Genomic DNA, 19,477 nt, shown 5'->3' with positions numbered 1-19,477 from the left:
AGTCAGCGCCTGGTTGTTGGAATCCCGCTACCCCTTCGGTCTACGCCGGATGGCCCGGTCGCGCCAGAGCACGATATGACCCGGCGCGGCACCGCCCCAAACGCCCGCGCAAGCAGCCGCGATCCGCGCGCTGATGGCGATGAGCGGGCGGATCCGAGGCGTAGCCTGCGACTCCATGACAAGCATGATGACCTGGCTCATGCCCGCCCTTGGACCGGAGCGCGACGACCTGGTTGCCACGATGGACGGGCTCGCCGCCCAGCACGGCGGCCACGAAGCGCTCAACCGAGTGCCTCGTCAAGCAACGTTGGGTAGGTAATCGGGTCGGCGGCTCTTGGAGTCGATGGCGGAGCGTCATCTGGGATTGGCGCGCTTGTCGTGCCAGCGGATGTAGCCGGCGATCGCGGACTGCTGGGCGGCGGGCGCCGAACTTGTCCATGTGCCGCAGCAACGTCTCAAGCCCGGGCAGAGGGGTACCGTGCGCGTACTGACGGTCATCATTCGATGGCGAGTCGCCAAGTGAGCCCCACTTCCGTCGCTGTCTGGCCAGATCCCTTTGACCGTGCCAGACCAAGGCCAGGGCGCCCGTAGGTCAACGAGTCAGAAACACAGGCTGTTGGGCAGCGCCGGACCCTAGGGGAAGTCAGGGAATGGTGCACGGTTCGAGTATCGACAATTCACCAGTCCACCGGCTGTGCCCGAACCGGGATCCGCGCATGACCGTAAAGCGCATCCTGACGGTGGCGTGGCCACCCTTCCGGCATTCAGGCCATGGGAGCATCGATGTCACCGGCCCGTCACCGAACTGAGCCATCAGACGTGCGGATCCCGGCCGAGCTGGCCGGCCCGGTCGAGGTCGCGTTGGCCCGCTCGGCCGACCAAATCCCTGGCCCGCACGCGCTCCCAGGCGGATCTCGCTACGAGGTGAAATGGGACGGCTACCGAGTCGTCATCGTCCGCCGCGGAGACCAGGCGCGGCTGTGGACCCGCAGCCGCCACGACATCAGCGACAGATTCCCCGACATCGTCGCCGCCGCCGCGCAGCAGATCCCTCTCGAGGTCGTGCTCGACGGCGAGCTGGTCATCCTCGGCGCCGACGGCCGACTCAGCTTCGACGCACTCCAGCAACGCCTCGTCACCAGCCCCGCCAAGGCACGAGGCAAGGCCGTCGAGCTACCAGCTTCCTACGCCGCCTTCGACGTCCTAGCCGCCGAGGGAGTCGATCTACGCACCCAACGCTGGACCGTGCGCCGCAACCGCCTCGAACACTTGGCGCGCGACTGGAGGCCGCCGTTGCAAATCACTCCCGTAACCAGCCACTTCGACGAGGCACGCGAATGGTTCGAGGTACTCCCGGCCGCGATGGGTGTGGAAGGGCTCGTCGCCAAAGAGGCAGCCACGCGCTACAGCCCAGGCCGTAGAGACGCGTGGATCAAGGTCAATTCTGTCGGGGTCGCGGTGTTCGACGAGCTCCCTAGTGGGACATACGGTCAGGTCAGCAATGGTTCGCGTGGAGCTTGACTGTGAGCGACACCTGTCGGACACGGCTGCGGACGACAGTCTGCTGCACGCCGCGAGGCTTGGCTGTGGCTCGTTGCGTTGGCGGCGAGTAAGGCGTCGGAGAGCGCGGCGGGCGCTGTCGGGATCCGTAGTGGGTGCGCTGACGCACGCCGCTCCAATGCCGGAACTGCGCCGGACTGTCATGGAGTCATGCTCCGGAGTTCGCGGCTTGCGAGTGGGATCAGGCAGGCGGCGATGTAGGCGATGCCGCAGGCGATGCTGACCTGAGTCGCGCCGTAGCTTTGGGCGAGAGGTCCTACGGCGAGCTGTGAGACTGGGATTGCTAGGTAGGAGAGCAAGTCGTCATAGGCAGTGACCCGGGAGAGGGCTTCGGCGGGGACGGATGTTTGGAGCGCGGTCTCCCAGGTGATGGCAGCCACGGTGAAGCCGAGACCGCCGATGAAGGCGGCCGCGGCCACGACCCATGCCTGACCGGATAGCCCGATCGCGAGCAGCTGCAAGCCTGCGAGGGTCCCCCAGATGCGCCCGTCACGCAGCGGGTGACGAAGCACGATCTTGAGGGCCAGCACGCTCATCACGAGCAGCCCGATCGCTCGGACCGACTGGACGGTGCCCCAGCTCAGGGCGCCGCTGTGGTGCGACACGACCATCGGTCCGAGGACGTTCCACGGTCCGACGTTGAAGGCGTTGATGAGGGCGAACGAGATGGTCATGAGGACCACCCACCGCAGCGACCGGAAGACGGACCAGCCCTCGACGAGGTCGCGCCACAACGCCTGGCTCGTGGCCAGTGGCCGAGTTGACCCGGGGATGCGAGTGAAGGCCAGTGCCGCGAGGACGTAGGTGAGCGAATCGACCGCGAGGGCCCATCCGCCGCCGGCTGTGGCCACCAGGATGCTCGCGAGCGTGGGGGCGACGATGCGCACGGTGTTCTGGGTGCTTGCCAGGAGGGCGTTGGCTCGTTGGAGATCGTCGGGTTCGACGAGTTCGGGCACGATGCCGCGCAGTGCGGGTGAGGTGAACGCGCCGACGGCGCCGTTGAGTAGCGAGAGGCCGACGGCCGTCGCCAGGTCGTAGTGGGCCGCGATCAGCGTTGCGGCCAGCGCGCCCATCGTTGCCGCGCTTGCGAGGTTGGCCGCGATCAGCAGGACCCGCCGGCTCATCCGGTCAGCGACCGCACCCCCCACGAGCAGGAGCGCCAGAGTGGGAATCATGTTGGCAGCAAGAACGATGCCGAGGTCGCCCGCACGTCCCGAGGCCTGGAGCACCGCGAGAGCCAGCGCGACCGTGGTCATGGAGGAACCGGCGAGGTCGACGCTGCGGCCGGCGAAGAACCATCCAAACCGGCCCGTCAGGAGGTGGCGAACGGACGTCGGAGCTGTACTGGTCGTCTCGGTCACGCCGGCAGGCATTGGCGGTCGCGCAGGTTGGTGGAATTCCTGCGCTGATTGTCGCAACAATGAGGGGTGACACTCCTGCGCCTCGGGCCGGACGCGCTGCACGCGAGCCGGTTCGCCCTATCACCGCTCGCGGAGACGTTGAGCCAGCTCGCCGTACTCCGGCGAGAACTCGACAGCCGGACCGTAAGCCCGCAGGGCAATGTCCTGGGCCGCTGGCTCGACGCGGATCCGTTCGTCGACGGTCTGGTGCGGCTTGTGACCGCCACCAAGTTTCTGCCCGACTTCGTGGCCATCCCACCCACCGGCATGAACACACGCCTCGAGGACGAGCTCACTGCCATGCGCGCGATCGGGGACCAAGAAGCACGCACCATGCTCGCCGAGGCGCAGAAGTTCGCATGGGCGAGCGACGGGATCGAATGGGCTGACGCTGACGGGATAACCATCATGGCGGCGGACGTCTTCGACCGATGCTGGGCCCAGTTCGTCGAGCCGGACTGGCAACGACGGCGCGCGATCATGGAGCGCGACATCCGGCACCGCGCCGGCGTGATCGCCGTCAATGGCTGGAGACACGCGCTGGACGGCATGGCCGGCGGCGTTCAGTGGGTCGGTCACGACTCCATCCAGTTCTCCACCCAGGCATTCTCCGACCGGCTGGTCGGCGACGCTGGTCTCGTCTTCGTCCCGCATACCGGCCCGCGTGGCCAATGGACTTGCGAAGCACCACCACGAATCGCCCTGGTCTATCCGGCGCGGGGTGCGCTGGCGGGCAGGACCCCCGGCGAGCATGGCGTGGCCCGTCTCCTCGGACCCCGGAAAGCCCGGATCATCGTCGAACTGCAGACGCCCGCGACCCCCTCTCAGCTGGCCACCCTGCTCGATGTCTCGCTCGGCACCGTCTCCGCCCATCTTGCAGCGCTCCGGGATGCCGGCGTCGTTGTCGGCCGGCGAAGTGGCCGAGCGGTGTACTACGAGCTCACCGAGACCGGCGAGGAACTTGTGAGGCTCGTGACCGCCAGGAGCGCTTCTGCGACCGCTTGAGACGACGATACGAACGCCCTTGCGACGATCCGGGAACGCGCCGGTGATCCCATTCAGGAGCCTGCTTGCCGTCTACCCAGGCAACTCCGCTTCCCCACGTGGCTGTCGCACTCGTACTGATCAACACCCTCAACGCGACGGTGCGCGACGCCCCTAGACACCCCGATGAAAGGTCAAACACCGAGAGACCCGGGAGGCCCATGTAGATGTCTTGGGTGATGGAGTCTTTGGCTTGGCCTAGTTGGTCGGCGATTTGGCGGGCGGTGTGGCCGGCTTGGTCGAGGGCGGTGGCGGTGGTTTTGCGGAGCGCGTGGGAGCGGATCCAGGTGAGTTTGTCGGATTCGGCGGGTTGGGTGGCGTCGTGGACTTGGGCGAGTAGCGGGTGATGGTTCTCGAGTCGGATGCCGTAGGTCATGACGAGGGTGGCGACCAGTTGGTTCGACCTTGATGCGGCCGGTTTCTACTAGTTCGACTCTCGTTCGGGGCCAGTCGAGATGGTCCGCGACCTGTTTGCGCGTCATGCCGGTTTGGCGGCGGAGGGCGCGGAGGCTGCGGCCGAGATCGCGGCGGGCGGTGCTGCCGACGGGAAGGTTTCGCTAGTCATAGAGCGCTCGCTGGTTCTCATCGCTGACCACCCTCTCGCGCTGATTGAGGTGCGTAAAGAGGTGCGCTGGGGACCTTCAAGCGGCCGTCGTGCGTGTGTGCTCAGAGACATCTACTAGGACTTCTCGCATCGGGTGATTGCTCGTGCGTTGCACAATCGTGGCCTGGCAGCGAGTCGAAGCGCGCGGCGTGGTCCACGCGTTGCTTCCTCGGCCGTCCAGGGTCGCGTTCTCAGCCTGCGCGGAAAGGCGGTGGCTGGCTGCGGGCTCGGTCCGAGCAGGCAGGTCCTTCGGCACTTGCTGGGGACCCTCGGCCTGATGCCGACCGGCCGCGCAGCCCGACGTGTCGCGATCTCGGCAGTCATCTCATACGAACGGCGCGGCCGGCAGGTTGCCGTCTGCTGTGTCCCTGGAGAGACGTCGACCGGGGATCGAGACAGATGTGCTGCCGACTACTTGATCAGGCCGGCGAAGTCGACCAGGTTGGCCTCGTACTTTGCCGACACGGTGTCGAGGCCGCCGCAGGTGATGAGCCGTAAGCCGGGGTGGTCGATGTCGCCGTACACCGCGGCGCTGGGGAAGGTGGCCTTCGGGTACTGCTTGAGTTTGCTCACCTGGAACGCGGCGGTGGAGTGGTCTTGGCGGGTGACTGTGATCGTGTCGCCTGGCTTGAGCTGGGCGAAGACGCCTGCTCGGCCGGCCCAGTGGACATGGCCGGCGATGATGGCCGGGCCGTTCTCGCCGGGTGTGGGGGCACCGGTGAACCAGCCGGCCGGGAATCCGTTCGGTGGTACCTGCAGGGTGCGGTTGCGTTTGAGGCCGAGACGCACAAGGCCTGAGTCCACCCCGATCGCGGGGATGATCACCCGGATCGGGGTGGATTTCCGCATCGGTGCCGCTGTCCTCGTCCCCGGTGGGGTGAAAGCCGGGACGGTTCGCCGGTTTGCTCCGAGCGGAGTATTGGGTTTCGCGTTCCTGTTGCGATGGCGTGCGATTGGCCCACAGTGGGTGTGTTCGGTGTAGATGTGATCACCGTGGTTGTTGGCGCAGCGGTTCCCGGTCCGAGGTCGGCTGAGACCGGTCCGGATTGAGTCGGCCCCTCGCCCGACTCACTCGTACAGGCAACCGCTGTCAAGGCGATCGCGACGTACAGAACCGCTGCGCCGGTCCCAAGCTGACCGGGCGATCGCGTCTCCGTGTCATGTCCCCTGGTTCCGGTGACGACGTCCGATGCTAGGAGTAGGGCTGCTCGACGAGACGTTCGTGCAGTTCTTTGGTGAGGAGGTGGATCTGTCGGGTGATCTCGGTGTTGGTCTTCAGCTCGAGCTCCTGCGCGTTGTAGTCGTGGTCTGCCTTGGCCTCCTGGAAGTCGGCCTGGCGGTTCTGCCCGATCATGACGAACGTGGACAGGAAGATGGCCTCCAGGGACACGGTGAGGGTCAGCGTGGGCCAGGGCTTGGACTCGAAGAACAGCATCCAGACCGCGAAGACGACGATGTGGATGTAGACGAACGGCATGGAGCCGGCGTACGCCGTGATCGCGTCGGCGATTCGTATCTGGATGTTGTCCGCTCTCTGCGCGTTGCGTTCCGCGACGGCCGGGTGGTGCGGTTGGCTATTCTTCGGCGTGGTGTCCATCTGACCTCCTAGTCCGCGGGGACCGAACACAGGCATTGTTTGCGGTGGGTCGACGCGCCCCTGGTCGCCCGTCAGTTGCACCTCAGAGTTCGTTTGGTGGGTGCCACCTGTGCCGTCCATCCTCGGTCGGCCGACCCATCGCGGCATCGGAGTTGCCGCTGACCGGTTGCGGAAATCACGAAGAGAACCTGCTGCCCCAATCTTCCTGACATGGTCGCGCGCGGCGGTCGAGAGCAGCCGTGGTCGCAGGCGTTTGGGTTCGCTATCGGCGAGCCTCCTCTTTGTTGCCGTCAGTATCGGTGAACGCGAGCAGCTGCATCGAGGTGGTCAGTTCGCAGGCATTCCCGCCTTAGCCCGCGACCGGCACGGCCAAGCTGATCTCTGCTGAACTTCGCCAGGTTCGCGTCATCGCTGCCCGGCCCGAGGTGCCTGGCTACGAGCGAGATCAGTTTGGGCAGACCTGGACCGACGATCACGCGGGCCGTGGTGGCCACAACGGCTGCGATACCCGCAACGACGTACTCGCGGCCCAGTTGGCCGCGGTGCAGTACCGCGCTCGATCCAGATGCGTCGTCATCGCCGGCACCCTTCTCACCGACCCTTACACCGGGCGCCGGATCGAGTTCCGCAAGGCCGCCGCGACCAAGGTGCAGATCGACCACTTGTACCCGCTGGCCCGGGCGTGGGACATGGGCGCGGCCCACTGGTCGCTACCGCGGCGCGTCGACTTCGCTAACGACGGGGCCGCGAACCTGCTGGCTGTCGACGGACCGGCGAACGCCTCCAAGAACGACGACGGGTCCGGCGAGTGGTTGCTGAGCCCGGCGGCCGTTACCAGAGGCGCCTATTTCAGGCTCCGGACTCCGTGTCACGACCCGCCCAGACCACTCAGCCAACGCTATTCACCTTCACTTGACCCCACGAGATGCTTCACGCCGACGGGTGATTCCCGCGCCGAGCTGCACGCGCTCAGCTACTTCCTCGAGCCTGCAGCACTCGGCTTGCACCTCATCGAACCTCCGTCGGGAAGCCGAAATAGTGACCGACGCACGGTTTGGGAAACTGACCAGGCCGCTCCGCGTTTCGCCTTATAAATAAGGGAATCGCCTAGTGGTAGCCGAGTTCGAGTGTTCGGCTGGAATCGCTCTGATTCGGCCTGACACGACCTGATCTGTGGTCGCGAGGTGGGCCTTTAGCCGGGAGACTCAGCCCACAAGCCGGGTGGCCAACCGGGCTCGGGAAAGTAGTCCCAGAGGTTGAGGACGCGCCAGCCGGCGTCGGTGTCGTAGCGCAACCCCAGGCGGTACGCCGTGAACGGGCACCGCGTCGAGCCTGGGCTCGCCGACCGGGTCGGGGTGGGGTCGAGCAGTTGGCGGGGTTGAAGGTGTCGGCGGCGCAGGTCGCCGAGTCGACTGGGATGAAGCATGCTGAGGAGGTCCGGACGCTCGCGGCTGCCCGGGCCCGGATCGCAGTGGCCCGTCGGTATGTGCCCGTGCGGCGGCTACGTCGTGGTGATCTGCGAGAGGCGGGCAAGACACAGCTATGGGCCGATTGAGGAGTGGCCGCAGACGAAGGCACCGTACCCCGACGGTACGGCTAACCGAACCGTCGGCGGAGGTGCCAGCCTGATCGACGGCCCGCTCAAGCGGCGAGATGGTGGGTGCAATGTCAAGCCATCAGTGAGTGAGATCGAGGGGTGGACCATGAAGCTCGTGCGTGCATTTACGTTGTCCGTCGTCCCGCTATGTCTTGTCGCTTACCCCGCGTCGGCCTCCGCGCCTGAGCCGACTCTTGAGGGTCGCGCCGTGCTGCCTGTGGCGACGTACGCGCCCGGACCTCCAGCTGGTTCGTTCTTTGCGGGGCAGACGATCAACGGGATCTCGTTCCCGACGCCGTCGCAGCCGGTCCAGGGCTTCTCGTCAGTGTTGAGTGGACGTACGCCGGGTGAGTTCCTCGCGATGCCCGACAACGGATTCGGCGCAAAGGCCAATTCCAGCGACTTCGTCATCCGCGCGTACTACATCGAACCAGACTTCAAGACGGCAAAGGGCGGTACCGGCGCGGTCACGGTCAAGGATTTCATCCAGTTCCGGGATCCGAACGGTCTCATCGGCTTCCCCATCGTCAACGCGCCCACGACTCAACGGCTCCTGACCGGCGGGGACATCGATCCCGAGTCCATGCAGAGGGCCGACAACGGCGATCTGTGGATGGGTGACGAGTTCGGCCCGTGGATCCTGCACTTCAGTGCGACCGGCGTGCTGCAGGAGCCGCCATCCCCGGTGCCCGGGAGCCTTGTCCAGCCGACTGTGCCGGGATCTCTCATGTCGCCCAACAACCCCTTCCTGGTCCCGCCGGCCACCGCGACTCAGCCGAACAGCCGAGGCTTCGAGGCCATGTCGACGACGCCCGACGGGAAGCATCTGTACCCGATCCTCGAGGGGTCGACCGCAGTCGACCCCGACACTCGCCGGCGCTTCCTGTTCGAGTTCAGCATCGATGACGGCGAGTTCACGGGCCGCGTCTGGCAATATCACACCGAGCAGCCGGGCTACCTCGTCGCGGACATGTGGGCGCTCGACCAGCACCGGATGGTGGTCATCGAGCGTGACGGCGGGCGGGGCCTCACGGCGGTGTTCCGCAACGTCTATGTGATCGACCTTCGTGACGTCGGCGCCGACGGATTCCTCGAGAAGCACAGAGCCGTCGACCTGACGGCGATCGCCGATCCGAACCTCATCTCCCTACCGCCCATCCACGCCGGCGACGTTCGCCTCGGCGATCCCTTTGGCGTCGTCTGCGAGTCCATCGAGGCAATCCATGTCATCGACGGACAGCGGCTCCTCCTCGGGTGCGACAACAACTTCCCGAACACCGGCCGCAACCCCTCGCTCGCCGACGACAACGAGTTCATCGTCGTCAATGTGCCAGGCCTGCAATCGCTGAACTGAAGACGGTTCTAGAGGCAGCACCGTGCAGCACGGTGCTGCCTGGAGGCAGGGGGAGTCTCAGGCGCAGAGAAGCCCCGGGAGCCCGCCCTGAGCCATCGGGACAGGCGCCTCACCCTGCCCCCTTGACTGGCGGCCACTACATATCAGTTGTGGTCCGGCAATGCTCGGGCCTTCATGTCAAGGACGCGGTTGGTGTGCGGATCGCCGTTCTCGTCGGTCGCGGGGACATGCCCGTGAATATGTACTCCGGCGCCGGGCGTGGTGTGGGCGGTGAGGGTTCCGCCGATTGCGGAGAGCCGGTCGTGCATGTTTGTGATGCCGTGTCCGGTACGGAGGGTGGCTGGGTCGCAGCCGGGGCCGTTGTCTCGGACGTCGAAGGTCAAGCCGTTCTCTTCGGTGAGGCTGATGGTGACGCTTGCCGTCGCGCCTGCGTGTTTTGTGGCGTTCTGGAGCGCTTCGAGGCAGCAGAAATAGACGCTCAACTCGATGTGTGGCGTGTGTCGGCTCAGGTCGGTGGCGTGCACGATTGCGGGTGTCGGGCAGCGCTTGGCCGCGGCGTCCAGGGCCTTGGCGAGCCCGGCGCGGGCGAGTTGGGGTGGGTAGATGCCGTGGGCGAGGTCGCGTAGCTCGACAAGCGCCTCGGCCACATGCGCGGAGAGCGCCCCCAGCGACTCGTCGGCCAGGTGGGGTTGGTCGGCCAGGAGGCGTTGAGCGACCCGTGCCTCCACGGCTGCGGCGACGAGACGCTGCTGTGCGCCGTCGTGCAGATCGCGCTCGATGCGCCGGCGTTCGCGCTCGGTGGCTGCGACAATCCGCCGCCGAGACTCGTGCAGGCTTCGGTTCTGAGCGGACATGCCGATCTGGTTCTCCCAGGCGAAGAACAACGCCAGGGTGCTGTTGAGCACTGCGAGCTCGATGATGGCGAGGTCGGCGAACCAGGCAGGTGCCTGTTCCTGGAGACCTACGCCAGGTCGGCCTCCAGCGACCACGGCGATCGTCACGGCTGCGATGGTAGCGGCCATGGTGAGCTCAAAGCGCCGGTGCGGCAAGTACGGCACGGCCATGATGACCGGGATCACCATCATCGTCGGCGCGCAGTTGGCCGTGATGGGGATCAGCAGCGTGACCACAAGAACGTAGCTGCAAAAGATTGTGGCCGCGGCGACGACGACGATCTGGTCGGGCAGCCGATTGGCCGACCGCAGGACGATGCGGAGCAGCAGCCAGACCAGAGCGGCTGACGCTGCCAGGACGAGCAGCCAGGCATCGGGTACGACGACGGACACGGCCGCGATGAGTGGAAGGGATCCGGCGGAGGCTGCCACCAAGGCCCTGACGCCGGTGGCCACACTCGGTTCGGCACCGTCGTTTCTGCCCGCTCGGTCCCATTGCCTGGCAAAGAAGAACCACAGCCTCGCCAGCCTGCTGCAGGCTGGAGCCCACGAGCCGCAGGTGTCGACGACCGTGTCGGGGTGCAAAGCCGTTCGAGGGATGCGCCCGACCAGGCGCAGGCTGCCGTCTGGGTTGATGTGGAGTCGGATACGCCCGCCGGCCGCGTATATCCGATCGGCCGTGTCGGTGTAGAGGTTCGGTCCGTCGACGGCGAGCTCGGCTGGGGGAGGTGCGGGGGCCTCGAATGAGAGCTCTCCGTCGTCGCTCAGTTCGATGACCGCCCTGGTCGCCCCATGAGCCTCGGCGTCCTTCAAGGCCCACAGGCAGCAGAAGTAGACGGCCGCCTCCACCTCCGGCGGATATCGGTTCAGTCCGGTCGCCTTCACTGTGGTGGACATCGAGCAGAGCTGTGCCGCGGTGCGCAGCGCATGCTCGATGCCGTGCTCGGACAGTTGCGGGGGATATATTCCGTGCGTCAGCTCGCGCAGCTCCGCGTTCGCGTCTTGCAGGTGTTCGGTCAACGCGCCCAGCAGTTGCGTTGTGTGCGACGGGCGTGCGGCCCGAAGCCGCTGGATCTGCCGGAACACGTCGGCCAGCTGACGTTCTGGGCCTTGTCGCAGGCTGCCCGCGATCCGGCGCCGCTCGGCGTCGGTGGCGGCGAGCAACCGACGCCGCGACTTCTCCATGTCGCGGGTTTTCACGGCCATGGCCGTGTGGTCCGCCCAGGCCAGGAAGCAGGCCATCCCCGCAGCGATTGGGACGAACAGCACAGCCACGGTGTTGAGTACCCAGTCCGGGGTCTGCTCTTCGATGCCCACCCCCGGGCCCAGCCGGCCCAGCACGGCGACAGTGCCCGTGACGATGATCGTGGCTCCGTTGAGCGCCGCGAGCTCCGGGCGGTTCAAGTAACGCACCGCGAGGAGCGACGGCAGGAGAAGGATGAGCGGTAGGACATTGAACGCCGAAGGGGCGATCGCGGTCGCAGCCACCGCGATCGCCCAGTTCGCGGCCGCAACGAGCACGACGGCGGCCACTGGCCGGTCGGCGTTCACCAGCGTCTCAGCTCGAGCGAGGCATACTGCTACGGCGACGAACGCCACCAGGAGTAGGTCGAGCCAGTTGGTGGAGACCAGCCAAACGCGGACCGCCCCCACTATGGCGGCGGCCGCCAGGAGTGCAGCCAGGTTGACCCGGATGAAGGTGCGCACCCCAGTCGGATCGGTCCACCGTGCACCGGGCGGTGAGACGTCACCGACTATGGGCTGCGGTCGCGGCACAGCGAGTCCAGGACCTCAGGGCCGAAGCGCTCCTTGTGACAGAACTCTGCGCCGCAGGTCAACAGGTCTGCGGGCAATGCGTGCTCAGGGGTCACCGACAGCAGCACGACCACCACGTTGGGATGACACCGCCTGATGCGATCCGCCGCGGCGATACCGCCGATTCCCGGCATCTTGACATCCATGAGCACGAGGTCGACCGGCTGCCGCTCCACCACCGCGATCGCCTCCTCACCGCTGGATGCCTCCCCGACCAGCTCGAAGCGCTCGCACACGGCCACAACGTTGCGCAACGTTCGCCGAAAGGCGGGCAGGTCGTCCACGACCAGGACCGAGGCGCGACCTGAACTCATGCCCTCAGGATGGCATGGTGGGTCGCCGATTGTCGGTCGTGCTGGCAACACCATCAACGGCCACGACCGGCACCTCCAAACGGCTGTGGCTAGACGGTACGACGTGACCCAGACCTTCGGGGCTGGTCGACTCACCACGCCTTCTTGACAGGAAGCCACCACATGTCAGCTGAGGAACATCAGCACCGCGCACACCCGTCGATTGGAGTTGTCGTCCTTCAACAGACCGAGCTTGTAGAAGATCGAGTTGATGTGCTTCTCGATGGCTCGCTCCGTGACCCCGAAGCCTGCGGCGATGGCGCTGTTCGACCGTCCGGCAGCCACCTCCGAAAGCGTCTGCATCTCGCGCGGCGTCAACCGATCGAGCGTGGTCTCTGGGCTGCGCGCCTTCGCTGTGACAAGCGAGTCCACCACTAGCGGATCGATGAACGATCCACCCTCAGCCACCGTGCGGATGGCCGAGCTCAGCTGCCCCGTGCTGGCCAGCCGCTCCTTGAGCAAGTAACCGCGGCGGCTACTGCCGTCCTCTATCAGCCTAAGTAGGTATGCCGGGTCGAGGAACTGGGACAACACCACAACGCCCACATCCGGGTGGCTACGGCGCAGCGCAGCGGCAGCCCGGATCCCCTCATCCGACGACGTCGGCGGCATCCGGATATCGGTGACCACCACGTCTGGTTCATCACGGTGCACCTGCGCCAAGAGTTCCTCGTAGCGGCTGACGACGCCCGTCACCACCACGCCATCTTCGGTCGAGAGCAACGCCTCGATCCCGGCGCGCACCAGCAGGTTGTCCTCGGCGACTACGACCCGGACCGGGCTCATATGGCCACCGTAGACCCAGCCTTCAGCATTGCTCAACGCACTTGGACGCCCGAGCACTGGACCTGCTAACCCGAGGCATCGGTAGGGCTAACCGCACGCGCCGGCAGAGGTGCCGGCCTGATCGACCCACCGCCGCACCGCCACGAGGCTGTGGTGCACGCGCAACGACGTACTCGCGGCGCAGTTGACCGCGGTGCAGTATCGCGGTCGCTCCCGATGCGTTGTCATCGCCGGCACCCTTCTCGCTGACCCTTACACCGGTCGCTGGATCGAGTTCCGCAAGGCCACCTCGACCAGGTGCAGATCGACCACCTGTATCCGCTGGCCCGGGCGTGGGACGTGGGCGCCCGGCCCAGTGGCCGCCGCTCCAGCGACGCGTGAAGGGGCCATACCGCGTCAGCACGTCCCAACTCAGCCGACATCTCGTCGCTTCGTGAGGAGCACACCCGGTACGGCGATGGCGGCGACGTACGCCGCGACCAGCAGCCCACCCGTGGCGGCGGCGACGGTTCCGTCGACGACCGGGACACCTGCCTGGATGAGGGCTCTCGAGGCGGCCGCCGGAAGGTACTTCGCCAGCCCGGGTTCGCGCAGCGCACCAGGGAGCAGACCTTCGATCACGAACCACCACGCGACTGCCGTGATGAGTGCGAGGGCCTCGCTGCGTACGAGCGCACCCAGGCCGGCTCCCGCCAAGGCGAATAGGGCGGCTGCGATCGTGACCCCGAGCGCGGTGACGGCGGCGTCTGCGGTCAGCAGGTCGACGGGCAGGTCTTTGACGAGCACCACGATCGCCGTCGCGACGTACGACGCGATGAGCGTGACAGCGGCGAACGCGGCGCCGACGACGGCGGCAGCGGCGTACTTGCCGGCGAGGAAGTGACCCCGGCGCGGGGTGACGAGCAGCGATGCGGTGATGGTGTGGTGCCGGTACTCACCGGCCGACGACAGCACGCCGAGCACGAAGACGATGCCCGCGACGAGGAGGCCGGGGATCGAGACCAGGCCGCGCAGGTCGTCGCGGCCGAGCGGTGCGGAACCGTGGCTGCCTGCCACGATGGCGATCGCCGTGGTGAGACCTGCGGACAGGGTGATCGCGATGGTCAGCATCACCCAGGTCAGGCGCAGCCCGCGATGTTTGGTCAGCTCGGCCCGGAGCAGTGCGGTCATGATGGTCTCTCAGTGGTGAGTTCGAGGAAGCGAGCCTCGAGGCTGGTGGTGGCGTTGGTCAGTTCGGCCAGTGATGCGTGCTCGACGAGCCGGCCGCGGTTGATGATCAGGACGTCGTCGACGGTGTTGGTCAGCTCGGCGAGCAGGTGACTGGAGACGAGCACCGTCCCGCCGCCCGCGGCGTACGTGCGGATGAAACCGCGCAACCAGTGCACGCCTTGGGGGTCCAGCCCGTTGGTCGGCTCATCGAGAACCAGTACGTCGGGCTCGCCGAGCAGTGCCGCCGCGAGCGCCAGCCGCTGCCGCATGCCGAGCGAGTAGCCGCCGACGCGTCGCCCGGCGGCGCGTCCCAGCTCGACCGTGTCGAGTGCGGCGTCCAGCCTGGCGGTATCAAGGCCGGCGGCGGTCGCGTAGACCCGCAGGGCGTTCCGGCCGGTGCGGGCCGGGTGGAACACGCCGGTGTCGAGGACCGCGCCGACGCGACGGGTCGGTGTGGGCAGGTCACGGTAGGCGACCCCGTCGATGGTGGCGGTGCCGGAGGTGGGACGGGCCAGCCCGAGCAGCATGCGAAGGGTGGTCGTCTTGCCAGCGCCGTTGGGGCCGAGGAAGCCGGTGACCCGGCCACTTCGGATGTCGGCGGTGAGATCGTCGACGGCGATCACGTCGCCGTATTTCTTGGTGAGGCCCCTGAGGGCGATCTCGGTCATGTCCTCGAAGTTACGGATCGTGAACTCGTGCGTCGTCGGCCTCGGATCCGATCCTGACCGTAGGCCGCTGGGTCCACGACTACATCCGCAGATGTATGCGTCAGGCGTCGCGCGGTACGACCAGGCCACTCTCGTAGGCGAGCATCACCAGCTGAGCGCGGTCCCGGGCGGCGAGCTTGGCGAGGATGCGGCTGACGTGGGTCTTCACCGTTGCCGGGCTGACGACGAGCCCGTCCGCGATCTGGCTGTTGGACAGGCCCTGGGCGATCAGGGCGAGTACGTCGCGTTCGCGGTCGGTCAGCCGCGCCAGCTCCGCGGGGCGGGCCCGAGGTGTCTCGGGGCGGCGTACGAACTCGGCGATCAGCCGGCGCGTCACGCCGGGAGCCAGCAGCGCGTCGCCGGCCGCGATCAGGCGGATCGCGGCGAACAGGTCCTCCGGCAGGCTGTCCTTGAGCAGGAAGCCGCTCGCCCCGGCCCGCAGCGCGGCGTACACGTACTCGTCGAGGTCGAACGTCGTCAGCACGAGCACACGCACACCGCCGCACCGCTCGTCGGAGGTGATCCGCCGAGTGGCCTCGATGCCATCCATCACCGGCATCCGGACGTCCATCAGCAGTACGTCGGGCCGGCAGCTGCGGGCGACCTCGATCGCCTCGGCGCCGGTCGTGGCCTCGGCCACGAGGTCGATGTCGTCGACCAGAGCGATCTGGGCGCGAAAGCCGTCGCGGACCAGTGGCTGGTCATCGGCCAGCGCGGCGCGGATCGTCATGGCTCGTCCTCTGCCCGGATCGGCAGCCGAGCCGCCACACGGAATCCCCGCACCGGTCTGGGGCCGGCGGTGAACTGTCCGCCCAGCGTGGTCACCCGTTCGCGCATCCCGACGATGCCGAGACCTGGGTGGCCGTCGGAGGGATTCGCGTTTCCGGCTCCGTCGTCGGTGATCTCGAGGACGAGGTGGTCGTCGTCGTACCGCACGAGGACCGCGGCTGCGGCCGGGTGCCCGGCGTGCTTGACGACGTTGGTGAGCGCTTCCTGCACCACCCGGTAGGCGACCAGGTCGAGGCTGCGGGCGAGCGGTCGGCGGGCGCCTTCGACGGTGAGTTGCACGTCCGCGCCGGCGCGCCGCATCGTGCCGACCAGATCGTCGAGGTTCGCCAGCCCTGGAGTCGGATCCAGCTGAGCCGCGGTGTCGTCGCCTTGTCGCAGCACGCCGAGCAACTGCCGCATCTCCCGGCTGGCGTCGCGGCTGGTCGTCTCGATCGTCGCCAACGCACGCTGTGCCACGTCCGGATGCTGCGGCAGCGCCAGCCTGCCGGTGCTCGACTGAATGGCGATGGTGGTGAGGCTGTGCGCCACCAAGTCGTGGAGCTCTCGAGCGATGCGCAACCGCTCCTCAGCAGCCGCCTGACGTGACAGCGCCTCGCGCTCCCGCTCGAGGAACTCGGCGCGGTCGCGCAGTGCCGCGCTCCGGGTACGGCGGTCCGCGACGACGAAACCGACGATCCCGACCACCAAGGTCACCACAACCATCGGCAGCGCGTCATCCAAGCGCAGACCGTCTCGGCCGACCTGCGCGAGCTCGAGCGCCGCGACCACGACAGTCGCAGCCGCCGCGGCGACCTCGGCCGTACGTCGGGTCGCGTAGACGATCACTGCGTACAAGGCGACCCACAGCCCGAACGGTGCCGACGGCCCGAACACCACCTGGGAAACGACCCACGCGGCCGACACCACCACGAGCACCACCGCGGGACGCCGTCGTCGCCAAAGCAACGGCACACTTTGAACGAGTACCAGACCAAGCCACACCGCGCTCAGCAGGATCGACGTCCCCTGCTGCTCCGGCTCGCCGGGACCGATCCGCGGGTTGAGCAGGTGGAGCAAGGCCACGGCCGCGACCAGCAGCCAGTCGCCGAGCGGGTGGATCCGCCCCGGCCGGCCCCGGCTACCGGAGCGGGTGACACCGGCGGTGTCCTGCATGACTTCATCGTGCACCCCCGCGACCTGCGCGGAACCAGGTATATCTAGCGCCAGCACCGCTGTTCCGATGGTTCGCCGCCATTACCTGCCCCGAACGCAGCGATCATGCCGTGCGCCGAGCCCAGCAGGCCAGGCCGTCGCCAAGGGCTGCCCTGGCTGCCGACACGTCCCCGACACCGCCCGCACCGCCGAACAGCAACTCCCATCCGGTCTGCTCTCGACGAAGAACTGGTGATCCACATCGGTGCCCCTAGTAGGACATCTTTCGAACCGTCATTTTCGTAACGGAACTGAATGAAGGGCGCCGGGCTGCGGTACGTGGGTGGTCGGCGCGAGTGGCTGAAGGTGAAGCATCGCGACACGGTCGAGGCGATCGTCGGCGGCGTCCTCGGGACGCTTCGTCATCCGGAGGTTGTGATCGGCCGCTACACCGAGCCGCGCCGGCTCGTCGTGCTGCCGTCGGCTCGGCGAGGGACCTTGCCGAGAGACCACACCCGCACGGTGTCGTCGGTCACCTCGTATACGCAGATTGCGCAAGGGCCTTGCGGCTTGGCCGAAGTCCGGCGGCCGTATCGAGCCCTGATCTGTCGTCAGAACAACACCCGACGAAACCCTCGAGCGCACCAGCTCGGGGCCTGCGTGCTGCTTTCATCGTCCCCAGCGTTCGTGCGCGGATTGGCGGCTCATGCCTGCGGCCCGGCCGATCTCTGTCCAGGATGCGCCGTTCTCGCGCGCCTCGCGCACCGCGTCGTCTAGGGCTTGCCGGGCCCGCGAGGCCGCCACCGCGGCACGGCCGCACTCTTCCACCGAACCACCTGTCCGGCCCTGATTCACCGCTGGAGTGACTCGATGGCTGCCACCTCCGGATGGTCGAAGACCGCCTGACGAATGCCGGCGTAGCGCGTGCAGCCATCGAACGGGCCAGGACGTCCGACCGGCTCGCGCCGCGCGGACGAGACGATGCCGGTCCGCCTGAGCGAGCAGTTCGTTCTGGCGGGCTTCGGCCATCGCCTTGCCGATGTAGGGATGCATGAGTTCCTCCGTTCCGATCGGAGCGACAGCCGCTCCTTGGACGAGCGTCAGGCAGCGGTACGGCGGAGCAGGTCCGTGTCCGGGAACGGGCGCTCACTCCACAGCAGCCACGGCGGCAGCCGGTCCTCGCGGTCAGATGCCATCGCTGCCTCCTCGTCGGTCAATGCGTCTCAGCCGTCGTCGCCCTCCCGGCTCGCGGGCCGGTGCGGGCGCGTCGGCCAGCAGCCGCCGCAGCTCCTCCCAGGCCCGCATCCCGCCGCGCAGCCCGCGGACGCGGAAGAACTCGTTCGGCGCGTGCAGCCTCTCCATGGCCCGGTGCTGGCTATCGGCTGGGGAGCGATCGCGGTAGCCCGAACCACGGCAGCACGCTGGCCTCGAAGCGGGTCATGCCGCAGATCCGGCCGCCGGCAAGGGTGAGCACGTAGAAGGCGGTCGCGTGGCGGATTCCGGCCGGGCCGCGCAGGTATGCCCCGAACGCGGGCTGGCCGTTGGCTCGGGCCGGCACAAGGTCGAACCTGCGGCCCGCGGCGAACTGGCGGGCGCAGTAGCGGGCGACGAGTTCTCGGCCCTCGTATCCGAAGGGCTCCGGAGGCATCGCGATGAAGACGTCGTCGGTCAGCAGGGCCACCAGCGCGTCGAGGTCGGCCGACTCCCATGCGCGAGCGAACATGGCCACGACCGCGTCCTCGGCGGGCGAGCCGGCGGCGGGCGGCGGCTGGTGGCCGGCGGCCGGCTGCTGGCGGCGCTGCAGGCTAGCGCGGGCTCGTTTGAGGGCGCTGTTGACCGATTGGACGGTTACCTCCAGCATGCCGGCTACCTCGCTGGCGTGGAATCCGAGGACGTCGCGCAAGATGAGGACGGCCACCTGGCGCGGTGGCAGCAATTGCAGGGCGGTTACGAAGGCCAGCGAGATGGCTTCGGTCTGCTCGTAGCGGGCCTCCGGCCCGGAGGGCACGTCGGCGGCACCCTCGAGGAGGGCGTCCGGGAACGGCTGCAGCCAGACGGCCTCGTCGCGCGGCGTCGGCACGGGCGGTTCGAACTGCGACACGTCCCACTCCCTGGCCGGGCGCCGGCTCGCTGCGCGGCGCGTGTTGAGGCACCGGTTGGTGGCGATCTTGTACAGCCAGGTGCGCAGCGACGCGCGTTCCTCGGTGAACCCGCCGATGCCTTGCCAGGCGGCCAGCATCGTCTCCTGGACGGCGTCCTCGGCGTCGGCGAAGGATCCGAGCATCCGGTAGCAATGCACCTGCAGCTCCCGCCGGTGCGGCCCGGCCAGCTCCCGGAACGCCTCGCCGTCCCCGGCCCGCGCCCGTGACAGAAGATCGGCTGTCACCATCCTGCGCTCCTTCCTTCCCGCACGCCTCGTACCTCTGCCCGGTATATACACCGGGCGCGGCCCGAACTGGGCGGCTCGCGGGCGCCCAGTTTCCCGGTGCCGCGGTGTATGCACTACCCACCGCCCGGACGATCCGCCCACCGGATCGTGCCGCAGCAGTTGGAAACGACCCTGGAGGTTGACGATGGAATCGTCCGCATCGGCCGGGCGCGTGGCGTTCGCCGTTCTCGATCGCCGCCGCCGCGGGCG

18 protein-coding genes and 1 pseudogene are annotated in these 19,477 nt (G+C 67.7%); 5 read left to right on the top strand and 14 right to left on the bottom strand.

Translation table 11 applies throughout. The features are described 5' to 3' along the window. The first annotated feature begins 783 nt into the window (after positions 1-783). Positions 784-1,521, top strand: a complete 738-nt coding sequence (locus OG876_RS01925; RefSeq protein ID WP_328522975.1) for an ATP-dependent DNA ligase — start codon at positions 784-786, stop codon at positions 1,519-1,521. 179 nt (positions 1,522-1,700) lie between these two features. Here OG876_RS01925 and OG876_RS01920 read toward each other — a convergent pair whose 3' ends face one another. Continuing rightward, a complete protein-coding gene (locus OG876_RS01920; RefSeq protein WP_442914088.1) occupies positions 1,701-2,933 on the bottom strand; it encodes an MFS transporter in 1,233 nt (410 codons plus the stop codon). 126 nt (positions 2,934-3,059) lie between these two features. Here OG876_RS01920 and OG876_RS01915 point away from each other — a divergent pair, with 126 nt between their 5' ends. Then, positions 3,060-3,965, top strand: a complete 906-nt coding sequence (locus tag OG876_RS01915) for a winged helix-turn-helix domain-containing protein (RefSeq protein WP_328522973.1) — start codon at positions 3,060-3,062, stop codon at positions 3,963-3,965. Between the two features lie 173 nt (positions 3,966-4,138). Here OG876_RS01915 and OG876_RS43940 read toward each other — a convergent pair. From OG876_RS43940 to OG876_RS01905, 3 genes and pseudogenes are all read right to left on the bottom strand, one after another. Next, positions 4,139-4,516: pseudogene (locus tag OG876_RS43940) on the bottom strand (helix-turn-helix domain-containing protein); the annotation flags it as partial. Positions 4,517-5,019: 503 nt separating this feature from the next. Next, the gene (locus OG876_RS01910) at positions 5,020-5,457 is read right to left on the bottom strand and encodes a class F sortase (RefSeq protein WP_328522972.1); all 438 of its coding nucleotides are present in this window, start codon (positions 5,455-5,457) and stop codon (positions 5,020-5,022) included. A gap of 343 nt (positions 5,458-5,800) precedes the next feature. Continuing rightward, positions 5,801-6,205 (bottom strand): DUF1003 domain-containing protein, encoded by a 405-nt coding sequence (locus tag OG876_RS01905; RefSeq protein WP_328522971.1) that lies wholly within the window; start codon positions 6,203-6,205, stop codon positions 5,801-5,803. 425 nt (positions 6,206-6,630) lie between these two features. Between OG876_RS01905 and OG876_RS01900 the strand changes: the two genes are divergently transcribed. Together OG876_RS01900 and OG876_RS01895 are read left to right on the top strand one after the other, a co-directional pair. After that, the gene (locus OG876_RS01900) at positions 6,631-7,299 is read left to right on the top strand and encodes an HNH endonuclease family protein (RefSeq protein WP_328522970.1); all 669 of its coding nucleotides are present in this window, start codon (positions 6,631-6,633) and stop codon (positions 7,297-7,299) included. Positions 7,300-8,010: 711 nt separating this feature from the next. Continuing rightward, positions 8,011-9,156: an esterase-like activity of phytase family protein gene (locus OG876_RS01895; RefSeq protein WP_328522969.1), complete on the top strand. Its 1,146-nt coding sequence runs from the start codon at positions 8,011-8,013 to the stop codon at positions 9,154-9,156. Positions 9,157-9,299: 143 nt separating this feature from the next. Here OG876_RS01895 and OG876_RS01890 read toward each other — a convergent pair whose 3' ends face one another. The 8 genes from OG876_RS01890 to OG876_RS01855 all read right to left on the bottom strand — a co-directional run bounded on the left by OG876_RS01890 (position 9,300) and on the right by OG876_RS01855 (position 16,860). Continuing rightward, the gene (locus OG876_RS01890) at positions 9,300-11,756 is read right to left on the bottom strand and encodes a sensor histidine kinase (RefSeq protein ID WP_328522968.1); all 2,457 of its coding nucleotides are present in this window, start codon (positions 11,754-11,756) and stop codon (positions 9,300-9,302) included. A gap of 47 nt (positions 11,757-11,803) precedes the next feature. Continuing rightward, a complete protein-coding gene (locus OG876_RS01885; protein WP_328522967.1) occupies positions 11,804-12,148 on the bottom strand; it encodes a response regulator in 345 nt (114 codons plus the stop codon). Positions 12,149-12,343: 195 nt separating this feature from the next. Further along, a complete protein-coding gene (locus OG876_RS01880) occupies positions 12,344-13,003 on the bottom strand; it encodes a response regulator transcription factor (protein WP_328522966.1) in 660 nt (219 codons plus the stop codon). An 87-nt stretch (positions 13,004-13,090) separates the two neighbouring features. Then, on the bottom strand, positions 13,091-13,231 hold the full coding sequence (locus tag OG876_RS01875) for a hypothetical protein (protein WP_328522965.1): 141 nt from the start codon (positions 13,229-13,231) through the stop codon (positions 13,091-13,093). Positions 13,232-13,414: 183 nt separating this feature from the next. Then, a complete protein-coding gene (locus OG876_RS01870) occupies positions 13,415-14,173 on the bottom strand; it encodes a hypothetical protein (RefSeq protein WP_328522964.1) in 759 nt (252 codons plus the stop codon). Continuing rightward, positions 14,170-14,880 carry an ABC transporter ATP-binding protein gene (locus OG876_RS01865; protein WP_328522963.1) on the bottom strand — a complete coding sequence of 237 codons (711 nt, stop codon included), beginning with the start codon at positions 14,878-14,880 and terminating at the stop codon, positions 14,170-14,172. Before OG876_RS01865 ends, OG876_RS01870 begins: the two co-directional genes overlap by 4 nt. A gap of 100 nt (positions 14,881-14,980) precedes the next feature. Next, complete coding sequence (locus OG876_RS01860; protein WP_328522962.1) at positions 14,981-15,649, bottom strand: response regulator transcription factor; 669 nt, start codon at positions 15,647-15,649, stop codon at positions 14,981-14,983. Then, positions 15,646-16,860, bottom strand: coding sequence for a sensor histidine kinase (locus OG876_RS01855; protein WP_328522961.1), 1,215 nt, complete (start codon positions 16,858-16,860; stop codon positions 15,646-15,648). The genes OG876_RS01860 and OG876_RS01855 overlap by 4 nt, the downstream gene beginning before the upstream one ends. A gap of 294 nt (positions 16,861-17,154) precedes the next feature. Here OG876_RS01855 and OG876_RS01850 point away from each other — a divergent pair, with 294 nt between their 5' ends. Then, positions 17,155-17,616, top strand: a complete 462-nt coding sequence (locus OG876_RS01850; RefSeq protein ID WP_328522960.1) for a hypothetical protein — start codon at positions 17,155-17,157, stop codon at positions 17,614-17,616. Between the two features lie 408 nt (positions 17,617-18,024). Here OG876_RS01850 and OG876_RS01845 read toward each other — a convergent pair whose 3' ends face one another. Together OG876_RS01845 and OG876_RS01840 are read right to left on the bottom strand one after the other, a co-directional pair. After that, positions 18,025-18,201, bottom strand: a complete 177-nt coding sequence (locus tag OG876_RS01845) for a hypothetical protein (protein ID WP_328522959.1) — start codon at positions 18,199-18,201, stop codon at positions 18,025-18,027. Positions 18,202-18,214: 13 nt separating this feature from the next. Beyond that, positions 18,215-19,228 (bottom strand): RNA polymerase subunit sigma-70, encoded by a 1,014-nt coding sequence (locus tag OG876_RS01840; protein ID WP_328522958.1) that lies wholly within the window; start codon positions 19,226-19,228, stop codon positions 18,215-18,217. Positions 19,229-19,477: the final 249 nt, after the last annotated feature.

It is taken from the genome of Kribbella sp. NBC_00359 (assembly GCF_036097425.1).
Taxonomy (GTDB): domain Bacteria; phylum Actinomycetota; class Actinomycetes; order Propionibacteriales; family Kribbellaceae; genus Kribbella.
This window is presented reverse-complemented; position numbering and strand designations above follow the sequence as displayed.